20 protein-coding genes are annotated in these 21684 nt (G+C 63.4%); 7 read left to right on the forward strand and 13 right to left on the reverse strand.

The annotated features are described in order from the left end of the window. Positions 1–19: 19 nt before the first annotated feature. Entirely contained in the window at positions 20–1186 is a 1167-nt protein-coding gene (locus EN807_RS23395) for an isobutyryl-CoA dehydrogenase (protein WP_135936858.1), read from the reverse strand. Between the two features lie 151 nt (positions 1187–1337). On the opposite strand from EN807_RS23395, the gene EN807_RS23400 reads away from it, so the two are divergent. Next, on the forward strand, positions 1338–1952 hold the full coding sequence (locus EN807_RS23400) for a dimethylsulfonioproprionate lyase family protein (RefSeq protein WP_135936859.1): 615 nt from the start codon (positions 1338–1340) through the stop codon (positions 1950–1952). Then, entirely contained in the window at positions 1952–3421 is a 1470-nt protein-coding gene (locus EN807_RS23405; RefSeq protein WP_135936860.1) for a cobyric acid synthase, read from the forward strand. Before EN807_RS23400 ends, EN807_RS23405 begins: the two co-directional genes overlap by 1 nt. On the opposite strand, the gene EN807_RS23410 is transcribed toward EN807_RS23405, so the two are convergent. The 4 genes from EN807_RS23410 to EN807_RS23425 all read right to left on the reverse strand — a co-directional run bounded on the left by EN807_RS23410 (position 3418) and on the right by EN807_RS23425 (position 5899). Further along, positions 3418–3840, reverse strand: a complete 423-nt coding sequence (locus tag EN807_RS23410; protein ID WP_135936861.1) for a VOC family protein — start codon at positions 3838–3840, stop codon at positions 3418–3420. The two genes, EN807_RS23405 and EN807_RS23410, sit on opposite strands and share 4 nt — an antisense overlap. Positions 3841–3957: 117 nt before the next feature. Then, the gene (locus EN807_RS23415; protein WP_135936862.1) at positions 3958–4791 is read right to left on the reverse strand and encodes an AraC family transcriptional regulator; all 834 of its coding nucleotides are present in this window, start codon (positions 4789–4791) and stop codon (positions 3958–3960) included. A 99-nt stretch (positions 4792–4890) separates the two neighbouring features. Further along, positions 4891–5061, reverse strand: a complete 171-nt coding sequence (locus EN807_RS23420) for a hypothetical protein (protein WP_084831397.1) — start codon at positions 5059–5061, stop codon at positions 4891–4893. A 52-nt stretch (positions 5062–5113) separates the two neighbouring features. Next, positions 5114–5899: a TSUP family transporter gene (locus EN807_RS23425; RefSeq protein WP_029351857.1), complete on the reverse strand. Its 786-nt coding sequence runs from the start codon at positions 5897–5899 to the stop codon at positions 5114–5116. A 206-nt stretch (positions 5900–6105) separates the two neighbouring features. On the opposite strand from EN807_RS23425, the gene EN807_RS23430 reads away from it, so the two are divergent. Continuing rightward, positions 6106–6537 carry a TerB family tellurite resistance protein gene (locus EN807_RS23430; RefSeq protein ID WP_127316806.1) on the forward strand — a complete coding sequence of 144 codons (432 nt, stop codon included), beginning with the start codon at positions 6106–6108 and terminating at the stop codon, positions 6535–6537. A 22-nt stretch (positions 6538–6559) separates the two neighbouring features. Here EN807_RS23430 and EN807_RS23435 read toward each other — a convergent pair whose 3' ends face one another. The 5 genes from EN807_RS23435 to EN807_RS23455 all read right to left on the reverse strand — a co-directional run bounded on the left by EN807_RS23435 (position 6560) and on the right by EN807_RS23455 (position 12963). Continuing rightward, the gene (locus EN807_RS23435; protein ID WP_135936863.1) at positions 6560–8203 is read right to left on the reverse strand and encodes a dipeptide ABC transporter ATP-binding protein; all 1644 of its coding nucleotides are present in this window, start codon (positions 8201–8203) and stop codon (positions 6560–6562) included. Continuing rightward, positions 8200–9069 (reverse strand): ABC transporter permease, encoded by an 870-nt coding sequence (locus EN807_RS23440; RefSeq protein WP_135936864.1) that lies wholly within the window; start codon positions 9067–9069, stop codon positions 8200–8202. Before EN807_RS23440 ends, EN807_RS23435 begins: the two co-directional genes overlap by 4 nt. Then, on the reverse strand, positions 9066–10013 hold the full coding sequence (locus EN807_RS23445) for an ABC transporter permease (RefSeq protein ID WP_135936865.1): 948 nt from the start codon (positions 10011–10013) through the stop codon (positions 9066–9068). Before EN807_RS23445 ends, EN807_RS23440 begins: the two co-directional genes overlap by 4 nt. Before the next feature lie 23 nt (positions 10014–10036). After that, positions 10037–11518: an ABC transporter substrate-binding protein gene (locus EN807_RS23450; protein WP_135936866.1), complete on the reverse strand. Its 1482-nt coding sequence runs from the start codon at positions 11516–11518 to the stop codon at positions 10037–10039. Positions 11519–11682: 164 nt separating this feature from the next. Beyond that, on the reverse strand, positions 11683–12963 hold the full coding sequence (locus EN807_RS23455; RefSeq protein WP_135936867.1) for an acetylornithine deacetylase/succinyl-diaminopimelate desuccinylase family protein: 1281 nt from the start codon (positions 12961–12963) through the stop codon (positions 11683–11685). 228 nt (positions 12964–13191) lie between these two features. On the opposite strand from EN807_RS23455, the gene EN807_RS23460 reads away from it, so the two are divergent. From EN807_RS23460 to EN807_RS23475, 4 genes are all read left to right on the forward strand, one after another. Beyond that, positions 13192–13620 carry a L,D-transpeptidase gene (locus EN807_RS23460; protein ID WP_029351843.1) on the forward strand — a complete coding sequence of 143 codons (429 nt, stop codon included), beginning with the start codon at positions 13192–13194 and terminating at the stop codon, positions 13618–13620. A gap of 223 nt (positions 13621–13843) precedes the next feature. Continuing rightward, the gene (locus tag EN807_RS23465; RefSeq protein ID WP_127319058.1) at positions 13844–14926 is read left to right on the forward strand and encodes a substrate-binding domain-containing protein; all 1083 of its coding nucleotides are present in this window, start codon (positions 13844–13846) and stop codon (positions 14924–14926) included. An 84-nt stretch (positions 14927–15010) separates the two neighbouring features. Beyond that, entirely contained in the window at positions 15011–17266 is a 2256-nt protein-coding gene (locus tag EN807_RS23470) for an ABC transporter permease (RefSeq protein ID WP_135936868.1), read from the forward strand. Then, the gene (locus EN807_RS23475) at positions 17259–18038 is read left to right on the forward strand and encodes an ATP-binding cassette domain-containing protein (protein WP_128204356.1); all 780 of its coding nucleotides are present in this window, start codon (positions 17259–17261) and stop codon (positions 18036–18038) included. The genes EN807_RS23470 and EN807_RS23475 overlap by 8 nt, the downstream gene beginning before the upstream one ends. Positions 18039–18323: 285 nt before the next feature. Here the strand turns inward: EN807_RS23475 and EN807_RS23480 are convergent, their stop codons facing one another. Genes EN807_RS23480 through EN807_RS23490 form a run of 3 tightly spaced genes read right to left on the reverse strand, consistent with a single transcriptional unit; the run spans position 18324 to position 21681 of the window. Continuing rightward, positions 18324–19319, reverse strand: a complete 996-nt coding sequence (locus EN807_RS23480; protein WP_135936869.1) for a lipid A biosynthesis lauroyl acyltransferase — start codon at positions 19317–19319, stop codon at positions 18324–18326. 24 nt (positions 19320–19343) lie between these two features. Beyond that, complete coding sequence (locus EN807_RS23485; protein WP_135936870.1) at positions 19344–20372, reverse strand: zinc-binding dehydrogenase; 1029 nt, start codon at positions 20370–20372, stop codon at positions 19344–19346. Positions 20373–20409: 37 nt separating this feature from the next. Beyond that, positions 20410–21681, reverse strand: a complete 1272-nt coding sequence (locus EN807_RS23490) for a beta-ketoacyl-ACP synthase (protein ID WP_029351831.1) — start codon at positions 21679–21681, stop codon at positions 20410–20412. Positions 21682–21684 lie beyond the last annotated feature (3 nt).

Genomic DNA, 21684 nt, shown 5'->3' on the forward strand with positions numbered 1-21684 from the left:
CTGCCTACTGCCCGCATTCTTACCGCCCAATCAGAGCGCGTGCGATGATGACGCGCATGATCTCGTTGGTGCCTTCGAGAATCTGGTGAACGCGCAAATCGCGGACCAGCTTCTCGATGCCGTAGTCGTGCAAATAGCCGTAGCCGCCATGCAGTTGCAGCGCGTCGTTGGCGACATTGAAGCCGATGTCGGTGACGAAGCGCTTGGCCATCGCCGACCATTTCGAGGCATCGGGAGATTTGCGGTCGAGCTTCGAGGCGGCGGCGTAGAGGAAGATCCGTGCCGCCTGCAGCTCGGTCTCCATGTCGGCGAGCTTGAACTGCAGCGCCTGGAGCTGGTTGATCTTGGAGCCGAAGGCCTTACGCTCCGCGGTGTAGGCCAGTGCCTTGTCGAGCGCCGATTGCGCGCCGCCCAGCGAACAGGCGGCGATGTTGAGCCGGCCGCCGTCGAGTCCGGCCATGGCGATGCCGAAGCCGGCGCCTTCGACCGAGAGCAGGTTTTGCGCCGGCACCTTGCAGTCCTCGAAGATGACCTGGCGCGTCGACTGCATGTGCCAGCCCATCTTGTGCTCGTTGGCGCCAAAAGACAGGCCGGACGCATCCTTCGGCACGACGAAGGTGGAAATGCCCTTCGGCCCGTCGGCGCCGGTGCGCGCCATGACGATATAGAGGTCGCTGTCGCCGGCGCCTGAGATGAACTGCTTGACGCCGTTCAGCACATAGTCGCCGCCGCTTTTCACCGCGCGCGTCTTCAGCGCCGCAGCATCCGATCCCGAGCCTGGCTCGGTCAGGCAATAGCTGGCCAGCCATTCCATCGAAGTCAGCTTCGGCAGGAAGCGTTGGCGCTGCTCGTCACTGCCGAAGCGGTCGATCATCGAGGCCACCATGTTGTGGATCGAGATGAAGGAGGAAAAGGCCGGATCGGCGCGCGAAAGCGCCTCGAAGATCAGCACGGCGTCGAGCCGACCGAGCGCCGAGCCGCCGACATCGTCGCTGATATAGATGCCGCCGAGGCCGAGCGGGCCTGTCGCGCGGATCACGTCTGCCGGAAAATGCTTGTTGCGGTCCCAGTCGAGCGCGTTCGGCGCGACGCGGTCGGCGGCGAAGGCCTCGGCCATCTCCTGGATGGCGCGCTGGTCCTCGTTGAGTTCGAACTGGCTGGTGCCCGCATCGACAGCGGCGTCCATGGCGTGCTCCCTGATGTTGTCGGCCGGCTGGCCTGTCGTTTTTGGCTTTGCGCGCGGTTCAATCTAGACCAATGATGCCGCCGCGCAAGCCGACCGTCTGCATCCAACCATCTGGGAGCGGCCGTGCGCGAATGCCTGTGTGGAGCAAGGCGTGACGACAGATTTCGATGAAGTGCTCGAGTGTTTCCATGCCTATCTCGAAAGGTTCGATGATGCGCTGGTGCGCGATGCCGTGGCCCGGATCGGCTGGGCCATGCCGGCGCGTCGGCTCGAGCCGCATCCGCTCGCCTGCCTGCGCCAGCTCGACCGTATCGCCGAGCTCGCTCCGGCAAACGCCAAGCCGCTGGCGCGGCTGCTTGCGGAGCGTCGCGGCGAACTGCGCTGGGGGCAGACCTACAGCGAAGCGGATTTCGGCAAGACTTTCATCGACAATTACGGCTGGCTGGAGGTATTCGGCACGCGTGGCCATTTCGTCAACGACGAGGTCGCGGCCGGTCTGCTGATCCTTGGACCTGATATCGTCTATCCCGACCATCATCATGTCGCCGAGGAGATCTACGTTCCGTTGACCGGCGGCACCGAATGGCGCATCGGCGAAGGCGGTTTTCGCACGCGCGAGGCGGGTGAGGTGATCCACCACGCCTCTGATGTCAGCCACGCCATGCGCACCGGCAAGGAGCCGCTGCTGGCGCTCTACATCTGGCGTGGCGGGCCGCTGGCGGCAAAATCCACGATCACCGGAACGACGGTACAGGGCAAGGACTGATGGCCAAGGCGATCATGCTGCAAGGCACGGGCTCCGATGTCGGCAAAACAGTGCTGGTTGCGGGCCTCTGCCGCGCGGCCAGGAAACGCGGGCTGCAGGTGCGGCCGTTCAAACCGCAGAACATGTCGAACAACGCCGCCGTTGCCGATATTCCGGGCGACAAACTCGGCGGTGAGATCGGCCGCGCCCAATGGCTGCAGGCGATCGCCTGTGGCGTTGCGCCCTCCATCCACATGAACCCGGTGCTGCTCAAGCCGCAGACCGATATCGGTGCGCAGGTAGTGGTGCAGGGCAAGGTGTTCGGGGAGGCGAGGGCACGCGACTACCAGGCGCTGAAGGGCCGGCTGATGGATGCCGTGCTGGACTCCTGGGCAAAGGTCGGCGAGGGCGCCGATCTGGTCATCGTCGAAGGCGCCGGCTCGCCGGCCGAGATCAATCTCAGGAGCCGAGACATTGCCAATATGGGCTTTGCGACGCGCGCCAATGTGCCGGTGATTCTGGTCGGCGACATCGATCGCGGCGGCGTCATCGCCTCGGTCGCCGGCACGCATCTGATCCTGCCGGAAGAAGACCGGCGCATGATCGTCGGCTATCTCATCAACAAGTTCCGCGGCGATGTCTCGCTGTTCGATGACGGCATCAAGGCGATCGAGACATTCACCGGCTGGCGCTGCTTCGGGGTCGTGCCGTGGCTGAAGGCGGCGGCGCGGTTGCCATCTGAAGATTCCGTGGTACTCGAACGCCTGGCGTCCGGCGAGAAACGCGCGCTGAAGGTAGCCGTGCCGATGCTTTCGCGCATCGCCAATTTCGACGACCTCGACCCGCTCAAGGCCGAACCGCAGATCGAGGTGGTATTTGTGCCGCCCGGCCAGCACCTCCCCGAAGATGCCGGGCTGGTGATCATTCCCGGCTCGAAGTCGACGATCGGCGATCTCCTAAGATTCCGCGAGAACGGCTGGGACCGCGACCTTGCCGCCCACCGCAAGCGCGGCGGCCACGTCGTCGGCATTTGCGGCGGCTTCCAGATGCTCGGCCATGTCGTGCGCGATCCCGACGGCATCGAGGGCAGCGTGACCGAGACCACAGGGCTTGGCCTGCTCGATGTTGAAACGGTGATGGAGCCGGAAAAGACGGTGCGCAATGTCAGCGCGCGCTCGGTGCAGTTCGACCTGCCGCTCGAAGGCTATGAAATCCATCTCGGCCGCACCACCGGTCCGGATACGCTGCGGCCGTCCGCCGTCATCAACGGCATTGATGACGGGGCCATCTCCGCCGACGGCAAGGTATCGGGCACCTATCTGCACGGGCTGTTTTCCGCCGACGCTTTTCGGGCGAAATTCCTGGAAAACCTCGGCGTGAAAGGCGGCGGCATCGATTATCGCGCCGAGGTCGAACGGGCGCTGGACGAGGTCGCAGCCGAGCTGGAAACTCACCTCGACTGCGACGCCATCTTTGGCCTGGCGCGTTAGCTGGCGGGTTCGGTGGCCTTGGGCCAATAGGTGCCAAACGACCAGACATTGCCTTCCGGATCGCGGCAGATGAATTCGCGGCTGCCGTAATCGCGGTCCGTCAGTTCTTCCAGTATTTCGGCGCCGGCCTTTTTGGCTCTGGCATAAGCAGCATCGGCATCGTCGACGGCAACATAGATCGATCTGCCGCCACCCGGGCCCGGTGCACCGATCATCTGGCCAAACTTGTCGTCGCGTGCAGTGCCCAGCATGATCATCGAGGAGCCAAAAGTCAGTTCGGCGTGATGGACAATGTCGCGTTCGCCGTAGCGGGCATGAACGGCAAAGCCGAAGGCTTCGCCCAGCCACTCGATCATCTTGGCTGCATTGCGGTAGCGCAACGTGGGATAGAGCCTGGGCGGTTCGACATTTATTGTCATGGCGATCTCCTTCAATTGGATTGTCGATAACCCAGTCTGGGCGAAGGCTGTTCGCACGTCTTGAAGAAATGTTACCACGCGCGCGCCCATTGGGCGTCGCAAGAGGCGTTTCAGAACCTATGCCTGGGCGGCAAGCGTCGTCGGCGTTTCGCCGGCAAGGTCGCGGAATTCGCGAACAAGATGCGCCTGGTCGGCATAGCCGCAATCGGCGGCGATATCAGCCCAATCGGATTTGTCCTGCCTTGACAGCCCGAGCGCCCGATTGAAGCGGACGATGCGCGACAGCGTCTTAGGGCCGACGCCGATCGCGTTGGAGAATTTTCCTGCGAGATGCTTGCGGCTCCAGCCCAGCCTGTCGGCGAGCGATGAGACGCGAATGCGGCCGCCCGAGACGATGATCCGGTCATAGGCCCAGGCGATTTCGGCCTGCGTTTCCCGGGCTTTGTCCAGCCGTGCTGCGACGAACGTCTCGACGATGGCAAAGCGTGCGCTCCAACCGTGCGCATTGCCAAGTCTTTCCCGCAGCGCGATGCCTTCAAGTCCGAGCACATCGTCGAGGCCGACCATGCGGTCGGTGAGTTCGCGCATCGCAAGGCCGAAGAAGCGGCGGGCGCCGAGCGGGGTGAAATTGACCTGGACGCAGCAGGCGCCACCGAAGGATTCGATCACCACCGGACCGGCAAAAAGGCCGGCGGCGAAACTGGCGAAGCGGTCGTTGTCGCCCGGATCCTTGCCGAGTCCGATGGCGAAGGGTTCGGCAAAGCTGATGACCAGCGGCACGGTCAGCGATGCATATTCGACGTTGCGGAAACGGCCCGGTGCCGTTTCGCGATAGCCGCAGATGTCGGTGACCGCGCCCCGGAGGCAAGGGCCGGACGTACGCCGCACCATCTCGAACCGGTCGAGACCGGGATTTTCATGTCGGCTGCCGTCTTCGCTCTTGGCGGGCATGAGCTTTCCTTCCGCCCAAGGAGTCTAACAGAGCAGCCCTCAAAATCAAAAGCGCCCGGCTTGTGGCCGGGCGCTTCGAGTTGCCTGAGATTTGAATACTTAAGCGCCGCGAACCAAGCAGCCGCCAGCAAGCACAATATAAGCGATGAGGACGATCCACACCGCGGCCAGGGGAATGAACGCAAAAACGCCGAGAGCGGCGAGAAGGCCGATGATGGCGATAACAAGAGATATGATGAAAACAAGCTGCGTAGGCGCACTGAGATTCATGTGTGGCTCCTCCGACATGATTCGTACAACCGCATAGTATCAGGCGCGCCGTTCACACACCAATCAGCGTGCGCAGCGGGTTCGCCGGATCGGCCAGCAGCTTGATGGCCAGCGCCAGACAGACCATCACCAGCAGCGGCTTGATCAGTTTTGCGCCATTGCGGATGGCGAGGCTGGCGCCGACGCGGGCGCCGAGGAACTGGGCGACACCCATCATCAGGCCGATCTTCCAGTAGACGACCCCGGCAGCAGCGAAGACGATGAAGCCGCCGATGTTGGAGGCGAAGTTGAGCAGCTTGGTGTGCGCCGTCGCCTTGAGCACGCCGTAGCCGGCTAGGGTGACGAAGGCCAGCATGTAGAAGGAACCGGCCCCCGGCCCGAACAGGCCGTCATAGAAGCCGACAATCGGCACCAGGATCAGCCCGAACAGGAACGGCGACAGGCGCCGGGCGCGGTCGACATCACCCATGTTGGGCTTCAGGGCGAAGTAAAGGGCGATGGCGATCAGCAGGACCGGCAGAAGAGCGCGCAACAGGTCGCCCGGCACGAATGTCGCCAGCAAGGCGCCGAGAGCACTGCCGGCAAGCGCCAACAGGGCCGAAGGCAATTGCCGGCGCAAATCGACATGGCCCTTCGCGGCGTAGTGGATGGTCGCCGAGCCTGAGCCGAACATGCCCTGCAGCTTGTTGGTTCCCAGCGCCTCGACCGGCGAGAAGCCGGCGAGCAGCAGTGCTGGAATGGTAATCAAGCCGCCGCCGCCGGCAATCGAATCGACGAAGCCGGCAGCGAAGGCGGCGGCGCCGAGAATGACGACGGTCTGGGTGAAAAAATCGAACATCGGATGGTTGCGGGAAGGGGTTCCGACCAGCGGGAAAATATGGCGCGTTCGAACCACAGCCGACCCGTTTGCGCAAGACCGATTCCGCGCTACCTATGCCAAGCGCGCGGCGACGCGCTTGGCTCTTTTGTTTATGCATGTCGTTATCTCAAAACCGCTGCGCACTTTTGAGCGACATGCATTTGACGAATCGGAAAGGGACGCTGATGGCATTCGCATTGCTTGACCAGATACGCTCGATCTTCGACGGCGACCCCGGCGTGCGCAAGGTTGCGGACGATCCTGTGCTGTCGGCGGAACTGCTGATGCTGTTTCGCATGATCCTGGCCGACGGCACGGTCAGCGAGAGCGAAATGGCCGCCTTCAGGCGCATCTGCCGGGAAGCCTTCGGCATTCCGGAAGCCAGCATCGACAGCGTCATCGAATATCTCAACGAGTTCGGCTACGAGACCAACAGCTCGCAAGCCATCGCGCAGTTTCGTGACCTCGACGTCGAGAGGCGCAGCCTGCTTGCCCGCCATATGGCCGAGATCGCCAAGGCCGATTCGCAACTTGCCGGGACCGAGATGCAGCTCTTGCGCCGCACGCTCGACTTGCTCGACATCAGCCCGGCCGATGTGGTGAAGGCCGAAGAGTAAGCCCTTCGGAACGGTCGGCGGCTCACCCCTGTTCCTGTAACCGCCGAGCAATCGCGCGGTGCAGGTCTGGGGCCGCAGCGACCAGCGCCTTGGCGGCTTCGGACTGCGGATGGTCGAGAACCTCGCTCGTCCTGCCGCGCTCGACGATCCTGCCGTCATACATGACCATCACCTGATCGGTGATGGCGCGAGCGACGGTCAGATCGTGAGTGATGAATAGATAGGCAACGCCGAGCTTCTGGTTGAGCTCGGCGAACAGATCGAGAATCTGGGCACGGATCGAGACGTCGAGCGCCGAGACCGGCTCGTCGGCGACGACCAGTTTGGGGCGGGTGATGATGGCGCGGGCGATCGACAGGCGCTGGCGCTGGCCGCCTGAAAATTCGTGCGGATATTTGTCCATGTCGCGTGGGCTGAGACCGACCTCGTGCAGGGCCTTTGCCACCATCTCGCGCCGCTCCGTATTCGTCGGCTTCTTGTCCAGGACATGCAGCGGCTCGGCGACCAGTTTTTCGACTTTCTGGCGCGGGTCGAAAGAGCCGTAAGGGTCCTGGAACACCACCTGCATGTCGCGGCGCGCCGGCTTGAGCTCCGCCTCGCTCTTGCCGGTGATGACCTCGCCGCGAAACCGGATCGTTCCCGATGTCGGCCCGTCCAGCGCCAGGATCATGCGGGCAAGCGTGGACTTACCGCAGCCGGAACGCCCGACCAGCGCCACCGACTGGCCGGGATCAATCGAGAACGAGACATCGTCGACGGCGCGGATCGGAGCCGCCCGCTTCAGCAGCGACGGTCGACGTCCCGGATAATCCCGCGTCACGCTGTCCACCTGAAGAAGAGGTTTGGCACCCTGGGGCAGGGGGGTGTCTTGGCCGACCTCATGTGTCCTGGCACGCGCCGGCACATGCATCGAGGCCTGCGCCAGTTGTCGCGTGTAGGGATGAAGCTGTTCTGACAAGGTGCGCGCCGTGTCGCCGGCCTCCATCACTTCGCCGTGGCGCAGGATGGTGATGCGATCCGCCATCTCCGTCACCACCGCGAGGTCGTGCGAGATCAGGAGCAGGCCCATGCGATTTTCCGCGACCAGGTCGCGCAACAGGTCGAGGATCTGCGCCTGCAGCACGACGTCGAGCGCCGTCGTCGGCTCATCGGCGATCAGCAGCTTGGGTTTCAGCGCGCAGGCAATGGCGATGACGACACGCTGGCGCTGGCCGCCGGAAAGCTCGTGCGGATAGCGCGATAGCGGGAATTTGGCTGAGGGCAAGCCGACCCGGTCGAGCATCTTTCGCGCGCGATCCTCGGCGTCGGCGCGGCTTGCCTTCGTATGCCAGCGGATGCCTTCGGCGACTTGCTCGCCAATGGTCTTGACCGGGTTCAGCGCCGTCATCGGCTCCTGGAACACCATGCCGATGTCGTCGCCGCGCAGCGCGCACATCTGGTCTTCGCTGGCTGCAAGGATGTCGATGCCGTCGAAGACGACGCGCCCGGTGGCGCGTGCCGACCAGGGCAGAAGCCGCATCACCGTCAGCGCCGTGATCGATTTGCCCGAGCCGGATTCGCCGACCAGCCCCATCACCTCGCCGGGCGCGACGGAGAACTCGACATCCCTCAGGATCGGCGTGTCGCCGATGCTCAGCGAAAGGTTCTCGATTTCGAGCAGGCTCATCGCTGGCGCCGCGACCGGGGATCGAGGATGTCGGCAATACCGTCGCCGAGCAGGTTCAGGCCAAGCACGGTGACGACGATCGCCATGCCTGGAAAGATCGCCATCCAGGGCGCCGCCACCATGCGGGTCTGCGCATCGAACAGCATCCGGCCCCAGCTCGGCATCGGTGGCTGTGTGCCGAGCCCGACATAGGAAAGCCCGGCTTCGGCCAGGATGCCGAGCGCGAACTGGATGGTGCCTTGCACCAGAAGCAAGGTGACGATGTTGGGCAGCACATGTTCCAGTGTGATCAGTGTTTTGCCTTTGCCGGCGGCGCGCGCGGCGAGGATGAATTCGCGCGGCCATATCGCCAGCGCGCCGGCCCGGGCGACGCGGGCGAAGACCGGGATGTTGAAAATGCCGATGGCGATGATGGCGTTGAGCGCGCCCGGCCCGAAGATGGCGGTGATCATGATCGCCGACAGCAGGGCAGGGAAGGCGAAGACGAGATCGTTCAGCCGCATCACCGCTTCGTCGGCGATGCCGCCGCGCGCCGCAGCGAAGGCACCGAGCGGCACGCCGATGCCCATGCCGATGCCGACCGCCACCAGCGCCACGGCGATCGAATTGCGGGCGCCGACCATGATCATGGAAAGAATGTCGCGGCCGAAATGATCGGTGCCGAACCAGTGCGCCGGCGAGGGTGCCTGGGTCTTGTCGGCGACGATCAGCCTGGTGACGTCAAAAGGCGTCCAGAAGAACGAGACGATGGCGACCGCTGCCACCAGCGCGGTGATGACGAAGCCAGCGAGGAACGAGCGGTTGGTGAAGGCCTTGACGAGGATGTCGGCAAAATTTTCCTCTGGAATGTCGAAGCGCAGCGTCATTGGCGGCTTCTCAGGCGCGGATCGACGACCGCATAGGACAGATCGACAAGCAGGTTGACCGCGATGACGGCGGCCACCAGCAGCATGACGACGCTTTCGACGACGATCAGGTCGCGCTGGGTGATCGCCTGGAACACCAGCCGGCCAAGGCCGGGCAGGTAAAAGACGCTCTCGATGATGATGGTGCCGGCGAGCAGGAAGGCGAACTGCAGGCCGAGAATGGTGAGCACCGGGATCATGGCGTTGCGCAGCGCGTGCCGCCACAGCACCGCGCGATAAGGCAGGCCCTTGGCGCGGGCGGTGCGGATATAGTCGTCGTTCAGCACTTCGATCAGCGCCGAGCGGGTGACGCGGGCGAGGATCGCCGCTTGCGGCAGAGCGAGCGCGATCGCCGGCAGGACCAGCGATTTCAGCGCCGGCCAGACGCCAGCGCTCCAACCCGGAAAACCGCCGGCCGGCACCAGCCGCAGCCAAACCGCAAACAGGTAGATCAGCATCAGCGCAAACCAGAAGTTCGGCACGGCGACGCCAAGCTGGGCGGCGCCCATCGCAATCGTGTCGCCGGCCCGTCCGTGCCTGCCGGCGGAAAACAGCCCGACCGGAATGGCAATGACGGTGGACAGCGCCAGCGCGATCAGTGCCAGCGGCAGCGAGACGACGACGCGCTCGCGGACCAGGTCGATGACCGGCACCGAATAGGTGTAGGAACGGCCGAAATCGAGGCTCAGCAAGCCGCCGGCCCAGTGCAGATAGCGCAGAGCGAGGGGCGCGTTGAGGCCCATCTGGTTGCGCAGCAGCTCGACCTGGTCCGCGCTGGCGTTCATGCCAAGCATCAGCCGCGCCGGGTCACCGGGAATGATCTCCAGCACGGCGAAGACCATCATCGAGGCCAGAACCAGCGTGATGACGGCGATGGCAAGACGCTTGAGAAGATAGGTGGCCATGGGAGGAGGACCGCTGCGCTGCCTCACTCCGTCCACTTCACCTTGGTCAGGTCGTTGGCCTGGATCGGGGCGTTTTCCCAAAAACCTTCAAGCTTGGCGTCCCAAACGCCGGCTTTCGGCAGTTCGTAGAGGAAGCCGACCACGGCATCGTCGGCCAGTATCTTCTGCGCCTCGCCGAGCAGCGTCATGCGCTTGGCCTCATCGGAGGTGAGGTTCAGATCGGCGATGATCTTGTCGAAGGTCGGGTTGTCGTAGTTGAAGTAGTAATCCTTGCGCGAATAGATATCGATGTCGTTGGGCTCGGTGTGGGAGACGATGGTCAGGTCGTAATCCTTCTTGGTGAAGACCTGGTCCAGCCACTGCGCCCATTCCACGGGCACGATCTGCAAATCGATGCCGACATTGCGAAGCTGCGACGCGATGATCTCGCCGCCAAGCCGCGCATAGGGGGGCGGCGGCAGTTTCAGCGTCGCCTTGAAGCCGTTCTCCAGACCGGCTTCCTTCAGCAGTTCCCTGGCCTTCTCGACATTGTGCGGATAGAGGCCGGTGAGGTCGACATAGGCCTTGTTGGCGGGCGACATGTGCGAGCCGATCGGCACGCCAAGGCCGGCCGAGGCGCCGTCGATGATCGCCTTGCGGTCGAGCGCAAACGAAATCGCCTGCCTGACCTGCAGCTTGTCGAAAGGCGGTTTCTTGTTGTTGATCGAGAGAATGGTTTCACCCTCGGTCGCGCCGATCACCACCTTGAAGCGCGGGTCGTCCTTGACCTGGGCGACACTGTCGGGATCGGGGAAGAAGGGAAAGGCCTGAACGTCGCCGGAAAGCAGCGCCGGTATCGCGGCGGCGGCATCGGGAACGATGCGGAACTCCGCCTTGTCGAGGGACACCGGGGCGCCCCAGTAAGTATCGGACTTGATCAGCGTGATCGATGAGCCCTTGGCCCAGTTCTGGAACCTGAACGGGCCGGTGCCGACAGGCTTTTCCTTGTTGGTGTCGGCTGTCTCCGGCGCGACGATGACCGCGTCGCCCCAGCCCATATTGTAGAGGAAGGAACTTTGCGGGTTCTTCAGCGTGATCCTGACCGTCGCCGGATCGACCACCTCGACCGTATCGATGGCGGCGAAAAGGCCCTTTTGTGCGTTGACGGAGTTGTCGGCACGGGCGCGGTCGAGTGAGAATTTCACGTCGTCGGCATTGAAGTCGGTGCCGTCGTGAAACTTGACGCCGGTATGCAGCTTAAAATTGTAGGCCTTGCCGTCATCGGAAATGGTCCAGCTTTCGGCGAGATCCGGCAGCACCTCGCCGTTGGGACCGATGCGGGTCAGTCCCTCGAATACATTGGCGTAAAGCACCTCGTCGATCGCTGCCGCGGCACCCGCGGTCGGATCGAGATGCGGAGGTTCGAGCGTAACGCCGATGACCAGATCGGTCCGCGCGGCAAATGCCGATGTTCCGGCAGCCAGCACCAGGCCCGCAGCGGTGAGAATGGTTTTCCACAATTTCATCGTGCAACTCCGATATGCTCAAAAAAATGCTCAAAACCCGGTGGATAGAAGCGTGATTTCGCCAAGGAGTAAATTGCGTTTCGTGCTTTCCGACAGCGCAGGCAGGAATGTTTTTCCGTTAGCGGCTAGCTCAAGCGATTGAAGCTTGCGCCGTCGCTGCCGGACTACCGTGCGCCTGCGCCACTGAGCAGTATGTTCAGCCCGATCGCCATCACCTTGGCAGATTCTACCATGTCCGATATCCCGACCCATTCGTCGGGCCTATGGGCGAGGTCGAGAATGCCCGGGCCATAGGCAATGCAGTCATAGATGTGGCCGATGCGGGCAATGTGCTTCTGGTCGTAGGTGCCGGGCGAAATCACGTAGTCTGGCTCGCGGTCGAATATCTCCATGATACCTTGCGCCACCGCCTTCACCACCGGCGCATCGCGCTCGGTCATCAGCGGCAGCACCTCCATGAGATCGCGGATCTCGTAGTCGAATTTCTTGCGTTCGCGCTTCAGCCGGTCGAGGATATCAGTTACCTCGCTTTTGACCGTGCCGAGGTCCTCTTCGAGCAGGAAGCGGCGGTCGATGGTCAGCCGGCAGGAATCGGGCACGTTGGGCGAGGGCAGGCCGGGCCGGAAATCCTCGGTCTGGCCGCCGTGGATCGAGTTGATGTTCATGGTCGAGCGCTTTGCCCCTTCGGGCACGACCGGCATGCGCGTCACCTTGCGGTCGAGCACCGGGAACAGCTCGTCCTCGAAAGCCCATAGCACGGCGCCCATATGGCGCACCGCGTTGTCGCCGAGGAACGGCATCGAGCCGTGCGCGATCTCGCCCTTGGTCTCGATCTCCGCCCACCAGACGCCGCGATGGCCAAGGCAGATGCGGTCCTTGTTCAATGGCTCGGGGATGATGACGTGGTCGACCTTCGGCTTGGAAAAATAGCCGAGCTTTGCCAGATGGGCGACGCCGCCAAAGCCGCCGGACTCCTCGTCGACCGTGCCTGATATTTCGATGGCGCCCGGAAAATCGGGGAAGACCTCCAAGAAGGCCTCGGCGGCGATGATCGAGGAGGCCAGGCCGCCCTTCATGTCGCAGGCGCCGCGGCCATAGACCTTGCCATCCCTGACAATGCCGGCGAAGGGATCGAGGCTCCAGCCGTCGCCGGCTTCGACCACGTCGATATGCGAGTTGAAATGCACGCAGGCGCCGGGCGAGCGGCCATCGAAGCGGGCGACGACATTGACGCGCGGGTAGCGGTCGGTGTCGCCGGGCGTGCCTTCGGCGCGGATGAATTCGACTTCGAAACCGCGTTTCTTCAGCCGCGCTCCGACGTATTCGGCGCATGGCCGATAGGCTTCGCCTGGCGGATTGATGGTCGGAAAACGGATCAGATCCGCGGCCAGCGCGACCAGGTCGTCGACCCGATCATCGACTGCTTTCAGGAGCTGTTCGTTCATTTCGTTCATTCGGCGAATTGAGCAGCCAACGATGCGGTTTGGCAAGCCTGTTAGCGGACCGCGCCGCTGCTGCGTGTTGTTGCGGCAACTATCGCGGGAAATCGTTCAAATTCGCTGCTTTGGATTGGCGAATTCGTCAAGGAGTATGTGGTTACCTCACTTGCCATTTAAAAAATCAAGAATAGCGTGATGGCAGACAGGCAAGGGCAATCAAAGGGGTTTGAAGACATGAAAAAGACCGTTCTCATGGCAGCGTTACTGGTAACGATGCTGTTCGGTTCTTCGGTCGAGGGCTGGGCAGCCAAGCTGGTTGCAAGGATCGACGTGTCATCCCAGACGATGACTGTAAGATACGGTCAGGCGGTTTACCGATGGCGCGTATCCACGGCGCGCAAAGGTTATATCACGCCGCGCGGCAGCTACCGGCCGCAACGAACGGCACGGATGTGGTATTCGCGCAAATACGACATGTCGCCGATGCCTCATTCGGTATTCTACCGCGGCGGCTATGCCATCCACGGTACGGGCGCGGTGAAGTCTCTCGGGCGCCCCGCGTCGCATGGCTGCGTGCGGCTGCATCCCGCCAATGCCGCCGCCTTCTATTCGATGGTGAGGCAAGCTGGCTTCCGCAACACGCGGATCGTCGTGACCAACTAACTTTAGGTGGTTGCAAGCTCGCGGTTCCTACAAGAAGTCAGAACGGGCGCTTCTTGTGAAGCAACGCCGGCTTTCCGCTCTGAACCAATTCGTCGGGGAAAGTGGGAGCACTATTTACGTGGGCGAGCTTTGGGCAGAATATACGGGGTGGGAGGAAGCATTCGGAATCCCTGGATAATGCGCCTGAACGGCTTCCGACCGTTGGTTGCAAGGGAGGATAATCATGAAACGTATTTTCTCGCTCGCGGCGGGTGCCGCGGCGTTATCGCTCGGCGTATCGAACGCCTACGCACAATCGGGCGGCGTCGATAAGGCGGTCGGCGGCTACAGCTTCGAAGAAGCCGCAAAGGAGGCCCCCGGTACCAAGGACTTCCATTCGGCCGATGGTCACCTCACTTTCGCTATCGTGACACACACTGCTGGCAATGGTTTCTTCGATCCGGTCTACGTCGGCGCGACCGTCGCCGGCAACCTGATCGGCGCCAAGGTCCTGCTGCTCGGCTCGGAATCGCCGACCGACGACCCTGCCCGCGAGATCGAAATCCTGAACCAGATCGTGCAGGATCCGACGATCGACGGGCTGATCATGACAACGCCCCAGGTCGGCGCCTATAACGACATCGTCAAGGCCGCCGAGGCGAAGGGCATACCGGTCGCTACTACCAATTCCTTTGACGGCACGCTCCTCAACCGCAGCGGCATCGGCCACACCGGCCAGGACGCCTCCGCTGCCGCAATCGCCGGCGAGGCGCTCGTCAAGTGCCTCGCCGACAAGGGTATCGAGAAGGGTTCGATCGTCCTGCCGTCGTCGACCGCAATGGGCAACATCGAGGTGAACAACCGCGTCACTTCGGCTTTCAACGCCATCGTCAAGGGCTTGAAGGATGCCGGCAAGCTTGATGCCTTCAAGGTCGACGCGGGTCCGGAGAACACCGGTATCGACACCAATCCGAATGACCCGGTGAACGGCATCGTGACGCTGTTCGAATCGCGAGGCGACGTCGTTGGGGCGTTCGCCGGCAACAACGTGTTCACGCCGGCGCTTGCCAAGGCCGTCGCTCAGACCGGACTGACCGGCAAGATCTGCGCCTACGGTTTCGACCTGGGCCCGGCCCAGCAGGATGCGATGAAGAGCGGCGATCTCACCGGCGCGCTCGGGCAGCAGCCCTTCTTGCAGGGCTTCTGGCCGGTCATGCAGCTCTATCTGGAGATCGATCGCGGTATCGCGGCGGCCAACCTCGACACACGTGCCCAACTGGTGACGAAGGAGACCGTCGAGGACGTCGGCAAGCGCTTCGAGAACTGAGTTCGCTCGGAAGGTCTGAAATCATTGCGGGAGGGCGCAAGCTCTCCCGCAATGCGGCAGCAGGGAAATCGACCAGAAGAGACCATGGCGCTTACCGCGACCACATCACTCGGCCGTGCGCCGTCCCAGATCGTCGGCGGCTGGGAGGTGGGGCTCGTCGCCTTGCTTTTGCTGCTCTATTTCGGCGGCGCTCTCGTCAATCCCGCGTTCTTCGGGTCAACAGGGGCGTTTCACTCACTGCTCCGCGACACCTCGCGGGTTGCCATCATCGCGGTCGGAGTGACCTTCGTCATCGTCAACAAGGACCTCGATCTTTCGGTCGGTTCAACTTACGGCCTAGTCGCTGTCGTCTTCGCCAGGCTGTTCGCGCCGAGCTTCCTTGACCTCGGCGTCGTCACGTCGGTGATCCTCTGCGTGCTTCTCAGTGTGTTGATCGGTCTCGTCAATGGCGTGCTCGTCACCATCCTGAAAGTGCCTGCATTCATCGCCACCCTGACGATACTTTTCATCGGCCGCGGCTTCGTGCTGGCGCTCACTCACGGCCAGGCGATCTACTATCCTGCCAAGGCGACCGGCTATCCACTTTTTTTTCACCTCGGCGAGACTAACTTCCTCGGCTTCAACAACCAGATTGTGATCTTCGTCGTTGTCGCCGTGATCGGCGCCTATGTGCTCGCCAAGACGCGCTGGGGCTACGAGACCTTCGCCACCGGCGGCAACGAACAGGCGGCGTCCTATGCCGGCATCCCGACCAACTGGGTGCGCATCCGAGCCTACCTGATCTCCTCGCTCTGCGCGGCGCTAGCCGGCCTGATGTCAGCTGCTCAGGACAAGGGCGTGACGCCCCTCTACGGCGTCAGTGGTGAGCTGATCGTCATTGCCGCCGTGATCATCGGCGGCGCCTCGATCCTCGGCGGCCGCGGCCGGGTCGCCGGATCCTGCCTTGGCGCCCTGCTGGTAGTGCTGCTCGACAAGGTGTTACGCGAGGGCTGGCCGATCACGCGCACCATCAAGATCGGCGACGAGGAGATCACGGTCAACGCCGTCTTCTCGCTGCCGGTCGGCGCGGTGCCGGTGTTCCTCGGACTGCTGCTCGTCGTCGCGGTGCTCATCGAGCCCTATCTCATCCGCCGCCAGGTGGCAGGGCGCCTCTGGGCCTGGCTCCGCGGCCGGCCGCCGCCACCGGCTTACGAGATCGGCGGCATCGCGATCGAGGGAGTGCAGACCAAGGGCGCAATGGCGACCGACATGGCGCTGTCGGCCACCGGGTTCGGCAAGTTCCTCGCCCGGCGCGACGCGCTCGCCATCATCCTGACCGTGCTCCTGTGGCTGACCGGCCTCGCACTCCGGCCGGACTACTGGTGGAACCTGTCCAACAGCTTCGCGATCCTGCTCAACTACACTGAGCTTGCGCTGATCACCATCGGGCTCACATACGTCATCGCCGCCGGCGATATCGATCTCTCCGTCGGGGCGGTGCTCGCCCTCGCCGGCAGCACCGCCGCCTATTTTCTCAAGGTTCTCGGCGCCGACCCCGTGACCGCGGTGGCGATGGGCCTGCTCGCGGGCATGTGCGCCGGCCTCATCAACGCGATCGTCACCGTCGGCTTCAAGTTGCCGGCCTTCATTGCCACACTCGGCATGTTCTACATCGCCCGCGGCCTCGCCGCCTGGTTCGTCGCCGGGCAGCAGCTCACCGGCTGGCCCGAGGGCTACAACCTGCTTGGCCGCAAGGTGAACGACATCCTGCTGCACTACCGCATCTCGCTGCCGGACGGGCTGCTGCGCTCGATCGCGGAGGTGGTGAGCGTCCAGACCATCTGGATGCTGTTCGTCGCCGTCATTGCCGGCGTCGTGCTCGCCTATATGCCGTTCGGGCAGAAGGTCTATGCGACCGGCGGCAACATTCGCGCCGCCGCCTATGCCGGGATCAACACCAACCGGGTGCGGTTCCTCGCGCTTATGCTGGCGGCGCTCTGCGCGACAATGGCCGGGATCATCAACGTCGCCTACTTCCGCAGCTTCAACCCGGTGGCCGGCCAGTTCCGCGAGCTCGACGCCATCGCTTCGGTGATCATCGGCGGCGGTTCGATCTTCGGCGGCTACGGCACCGTGATCGGGGCGCTCGCCGGGGCGGCGGTGATCACCCTGATCCGGGCGCTGCTGCAGCTCAACGTCCAGGGCTTCACCATGCCGCAGCACTGGATCAACGTCTTCATCGGCGGCATCCTGATCGTGGCGGTGCTGATCGACATCTGGGTGCGCCAGGCCAACATCTTCGGCCGCCTGCGGGCGCGCCTCGCACGGCGCACAAGAACGGCGGAGACCACCCATGCGTGACCCGACCATGCCTGCACCGATCGTAGAAATGCGGGGCATCGAAAAAGCCTTCGGTGCGGTGCAGGCGCTCCGCAGCGTCGACCTCGTGCTCTATCCCGGCGAGATCCTGGGCCTCGTCGGCGACAACTCGGCCGGCAAATCGACGCTGATGAAGATCCTGACCGGTGCCTACCAGCGCGACGCGGGCGAGGCTTTCGTCGCCGGGCAGCCAGTGCACTTCAAGAGCCCGCACGAAAGCCGCGACGCCGGCATCGAGATGATCTACCAGGATTTCGCTCTTTGCGGGAATATGGATGTCGGTCAGAACATCTTTCTTGGCCGTTGGCCGCGCAAGGGCCTTTTCGTCAATCGGCGGAAAATGTACGCGGAAGCCGACAGCGTGCTGAAGCGGCTCAAGGTCGACGTGAACTCCGTCTATCAAAAGGTCGAGAGCCTGTCAGGCGGACGCCAGCAATCTGTGGCGATTGCCCGCGCTATCTCCTTCCAGCCGCGCGTGGTGATCCTCGACGAGCCGACCGCCAATCTCTCGGTGATGGCGACCGAGCGGCTGCTCGAGACCATGCTGGAACTGAAAAAGCAGGGCGTTGCCCAGATCATCATCTCCCACCGCCTCGTTGACATTTTCGCTGTGGGCGACCGCGTGATGGTGCTGAAACGCGGCGAGAACGTCGGCGATCGTTACATCAAAAACACCGACGAGCATGAGGTCCTGGAGATCATCGTCTCCGGCACGCGAGAGCACGCACTTACGGCCGATGAGGCGAGGCTTTGACCGATCAGGTTCACTTTTCTCCAGGCGTGGCTGTCAAACAGCCCTTTCATTTCGGACGTGCTTAGGGATTGGCGGTGAAACTTGCCGCGCCGAAAGACCGAAACTTTAAACAAGGCCGCCATCGAGCGATCCGGCCGAAACAAAAAACCCGCCTCAGCGGGCGGGTCGTTGGCGCAGATCAGCATTATGCTTAAATTCCTAGCTGCCGTCCCCTGTCAAGTCGAAACTACCGACAGTTGCATGGCAATCGCCTCACACCTGCGCGGCCTCTCATTGTCCTGCCGCTCAGGCGGCTTCGCCGCGCTGTCTCGCCCGTTGACGCTTTCTGCGCGGACCGCTGATCTCCCATCTTTTGTGGAACCACATCCACTGGCCTGGATCCTCGCGCACCCAGCGCTCGACCACGTCGTTGAGCAGCTGTGTGGTGCCGTGGACGTCGACACTGCCGCCGGCGGTGCGCGGCAAGGTCAGTTTGTCCTCGATCTCGAGCCGGAAGCGGTTGCCCGGCAAGCGCACGCAGCGCGCCGGATAGACATCGCAATCATAGTGCCGCGCCAGGGTGCCCAGAACCCGGTTGCTCTCGCATGGGCGGCCGAAGAATGTCGTTTCGAGCCCGCTCGAGAATTTCTGGTCGACGAGCACGCCGATATTGCCGCCTTTCTCCAGAATGGCCGCCAGCGCGAATGAAGCGCCGGTCGAGGAGGGCAGAAGCGACCCCATGGTCGAGCGGCGAGTCGAGAGGATGTAGTCGGCAAGGTAAGGGTTGTTGGGCGGGCGAAACAGCGCCGTGATGTTCATGCCGAAAGTGGCTGCCGCCACCGGAAGCAGTTCGAAGTTGCCGAGATGCCCCGTGAAGATGATATGCGGTTTTTGCTCGCCGGCGATCTCGACGAAATGATCGACGCCGCGGACCTCGACCCGGCCCGGTTTCGTCGCGTTGGGATCATAGTCGAACAGGGCGTCGAGAAAGATGTACTCCGCGGCGAGGCGGGCCATGTTGCCCCACATGTCGGACGCGATGGCCTGGATCTCGCTGTCGCTCTTTTGCGGGTAGGCGTTGCGCAGATTGGCGATGGCGACGTTGTGGCGTCCCACCCACGGACCAATGCGGCGGGCGGCCCGGTCGGCGAAATTGAGCGCGCTGTCGACCGGCAGCAGACGCAGCAGCCAAATTATCGTCATCGCGGCGCGTGCAAGCAGCCAGTAGTTGAACTGGCGCAGCCGCCTGCCGTGGCGGAACGCCAAGTCCCTGCGGTGCTTCTTGAAGGCGTTGCCGACCATTCCTAGCCTATGATGTTTTTATGGTCAGCCGACGCGCAGGATGATCTTGCCGAACACGTCGCGGCCTTCCATGCGCTTCAGCGCGGCGTCGATGCCGTCGAAGCCGACTTCGGTGTCGATAACCGGAGAAACCAGCCCCGCCGCCATTTTCTGCATGGCGTCGGCCATGTTTTGCATACGGCAGCCGAAGGAGCCGAGCAGCTTCAGCTGCTGCTGGAACAATTGCATCAGATTGATCTGCGTCGACACGCCCGAGGTCGAGCCGCAGGTCACCAGGCGACCGCCGCGTTTCAGGCACAGCATCGAGGCGGCAAAGGTGTCGGCGCCGACATGCTCAAAGACGACATCGATGCCCTTCTTTTTCGTCAGTTTGCGCACGATGCCTTCGAAGCGGTCCTCGCGATAGTTGATGACGTGGTCGGCGCCAAGCGCCTTCGCCTTGTCGATCTTGTCGTTCGAGCCGACCGTGGTGATCACAGTGCAGCCCATTTTCTTTGCCAGCTGGATCGCGGCGGAGCCGATGCCCGAGCCGCCGGCATGGATAAGGATGATCTCCCCGGGCTGCAGCCTGGCATTGTCGAACAGCATGTGTTCGACCGTGCCGAAGGTGACGGGCGCGACGGCCGCGCCGATGTCCGTCACGCCGGGCGGGGCGGGGACCAGCAGGCGCGCCGGCAGGTTGATCTTCTCTTGCGCAAAGCCATCGAGATGGAAGCCGTGAACGCCCGAGACATGCTCGCAGAGATTGTCGCGGCCTTCGCGGCAGGCGCGGCAAAGCCCGCAGGTGCGCGCGCCGTAGATCGACACAAGCTGTCCGGGTACAAGGCTGGAGACGCCGGGGCCGACCGCCTCGACCTCGCCGGAAGCTTCGGCGCCGACGACCAGCGGCAGCTTGCGCTTGGCGAAGGCCATGCCGCGCCAGCCCCAGACGTCGATATGATTGAGCGCCACGGCCTTGATGCGCAGCGTCACTTCGCCCAGCGCAGGCTGCGGTGGAGGCGGCAGGTCCACCGTTTCAAGGCGGCGGTCCTCGATAAGTTGCAATGCGCGCATTGAGCCTGTCGGTTCTGTTGAGCGGGAAAAGGCTCGCTTAGACTGGTTCCCGCGCCATGACAAGGCAGGTGTTCTGGCCGCCGAAGCCGAAGGAGTTCGACAGCACCGTGCCGACCTCGGCGTTGCGCTTCTTGTTCGGTACCACGTCGAGGACGATCGCCGGATCGGGATTGTCGTAATTGATGGTCGGCGGGATCACGCTCTCGCGCATGGTCATCAGCGAGAACGCGGCCTCGACGGCGCCGGCGGCCGACAGCGTGTGGCCGATCATCGACTTGTTCGACGAGATCGGCATCGAGCCGATCCGCTCGCCGAACACGGTTGACAGCGACAGATGCTCCATCTTGTCGTTTTCCGGCGTCGAGGTGCCATGAGCGTTGACATAATCGATCTCGTCCTCGCCCAAGCCGGCATCGGCGAGGGCGGCGCGAACCGCGGCGATCGCCGGCGAACCGTCCGGCTTCGAGCGGGTGCGGTGGAAATCGTCGGCCTTCTCGCCGCAGCCGCGCAGGATGCCGAGGATGGTCGCGCCGCGGGCCAGTGCGGCCTGCAGCGATTCCAGCACGAGCGCGCCCGAGCCCTCGGCCAGCACGAAGCCGTCGCGATCCTTGGAGAACGGCTTGGACGCCCTTTCGGGGATGTCGTTATGCGTGGAGAGCGCCGAAAGCAAGGAGAAACGGATCAGCGCCTCAGCCGTTGCCGAGCCGTCGGCGCCGATCGACAGCGCCCTGTCGCATTCGCCGCGGCGGATCGCCTCGACGCCGAGCTGGATCGAGGTGGCGCCCGAGGCGCAGGCCGTCGACAGCGTGATCGGCAGGCCGCGCGTCCCAAAACGGTCGGCGAGCCGGTCGGCGATCGAACCGAACTGGGTGGTTTCGAAGACATCGAGTTCCTTCAAGCCGCGCGCCACGCGAAGCAGCCGTTCGGCGCCGATGTCGTGCTTGTCGGAATTGTAGAGCGAAAAGCGCTCGCTCCAGTCGAGTTCGACGGGCGGCGAGGCGAGGAAAAGCGGCCCGCCGAAATCGCCCGAATCAAGGCCGGCTTCGGCCACGGCTTCCTGCGCGGCGATCTCGGCGAGATCGTAGGTAAGAAGACTGGCGCCCTTGGAGCTCGACGGCAGGAAATCGACCATGCCGGAGATGCGGGTGTTCAGATGGTCAACCGGAAAGCGGGTGATCGGATGGATGCCGGACTTGCCCGCGGTGAGCGCTGCCCAATTGTCGGCCTTGCCGACACCCAGCGACGTCACCACGCCGATGCCGGTGACGGCAACGATCGGCCTGCCCATGTGGTCGTTCAGATTGGCCATGAC

This window comes from Mesorhizobium sp. M5C.F.Ca.ET.164.01.1.1 (assembly GCF_004792125.1).
In the GTDB taxonomy this organism is placed as follows: Bacteria; Pseudomonadota; Alphaproteobacteria; order Rhizobiales; family Rhizobiaceae; genus Mesorhizobium; species Mesorhizobium wenxiniae.

What these genes read in the sequence shown, in the direction of transcription:
- EN807_RS23450 (WP_135936866.1), bottom strand. Translation starts at nt 11,518, where the DNA reads ATGAAATTGTGGAAAACCATTCTCACCGCTGCGGGCCTGGTGCTGGCT.
- EN807_RS23455 (WP_135936867.1), bottom strand. Translation starts at nt 12,963, where the DNA reads ATGAACGAACAGCTCCTGAAAGCAGTCGATGATCGGGTCGACGACCTG.
- EN807_RS23475 (WP_128204356.1), top strand. Translation starts at nt 17,259, where the DNA reads ATGCGTGACCCGACCATGCCTGCACCGATCGTAGAAATGCGGGGCATC.
- EN807_RS23445 (WP_135936865.1), bottom strand. Translation starts at nt 10,013, where the DNA reads ATGGCCACCTATCTTCTCAAGCGTCTTGCCATCGCCGTCATCACGCTG.
- EN807_RS23430 (WP_127316806.1), top strand. Translation starts at nt 6,106, where the DNA reads ATGGCATTCGCATTGCTTGACCAGATACGCTCGATCTTCGACGGCGAC.
- EN807_RS23490 (WP_029351831.1), bottom strand. Translation starts at nt 21,681, where the DNA reads ATGGCCAATCTGAACGACCACATGGGCAGGCCGATCGTTGCCGTCACC.
- EN807_RS23480 (WP_135936869.1), bottom strand. Translation starts at nt 19,319, where the DNA reads ATGGTCGGCAACGCCTTCAAGAAGCACCGCAGGGACTTGGCGTTCCGC.
- EN807_RS23470 (WP_135936868.1), top strand. Translation starts at nt 15,011, where the DNA reads ATGGCGCTTACCGCGACCACATCACTCGGCCGTGCGCCGTCCCAGATC.
- EN807_RS23420 (WP_084831397.1), bottom strand. Translation starts at nt 5,061, where the DNA reads ATGAATCTCAGTGCGCCTACGCAGCTTGTTTTCATCATATCTCTTGTT.
- EN807_RS23485 (WP_135936870.1), bottom strand. Translation starts at nt 20,372, where the DNA reads ATGCGCGCATTGCAACTTATCGAGGACCGCCGCCTTGAAACGGTGGAC.
- EN807_RS23465 (WP_127319058.1), top strand. Translation starts at nt 13,844, where the DNA reads ATGAAACGTATTTTCTCGCTCGCGGCGGGTGCCGCGGCGTTATCGCTC.
- EN807_RS23460 (WP_029351843.1), top strand. Translation starts at nt 13,192, where the DNA reads ATGAAAAAGACCGTTCTCATGGCAGCGTTACTGGTAACGATGCTGTTC.
- EN807_RS23435 (WP_135936863.1), bottom strand. Translation starts at nt 8,203, where the DNA reads ATGAGCCTGCTCGAAATCGAGAACCTTTCGCTGAGCATCGGCGACACG.
- EN807_RS23395 (WP_135936858.1), bottom strand. Translation starts at nt 1,186, where the DNA reads ATGGACGCCGCTGTCGATGCGGGCACCAGCCAGTTCGAACTCAACGAG.
- EN807_RS23415 (WP_135936862.1), bottom strand. Translation starts at nt 4,791, where the DNA reads ATGCCCGCCAAGAGCGAAGACGGCAGCCGACATGAAAATCCCGGTCTC.
- EN807_RS23410 (WP_135936861.1), bottom strand. Translation starts at nt 3,840, where the DNA reads ATGACAATAAATGTCGAACCGCCCAGGCTCTATCCCACGTTGCGCTAC.
- EN807_RS23425 (WP_029351857.1), bottom strand. Translation starts at nt 5,899, where the DNA reads ATGTTCGATTTTTTCACCCAGACCGTCGTCATTCTCGGCGCCGCCGCC.
- EN807_RS23440 (WP_135936864.1), bottom strand. Translation starts at nt 9,069, where the DNA reads ATGACGCTGCGCTTCGACATTCCAGAGGAAAATTTTGCCGACATCCTC.
- EN807_RS23405 (WP_135936860.1), top strand. Translation starts at nt 1,952, where the DNA reads ATGGCCAAGGCGATCATGCTGCAAGGCACGGGCTCCGATGTCGGCAAA.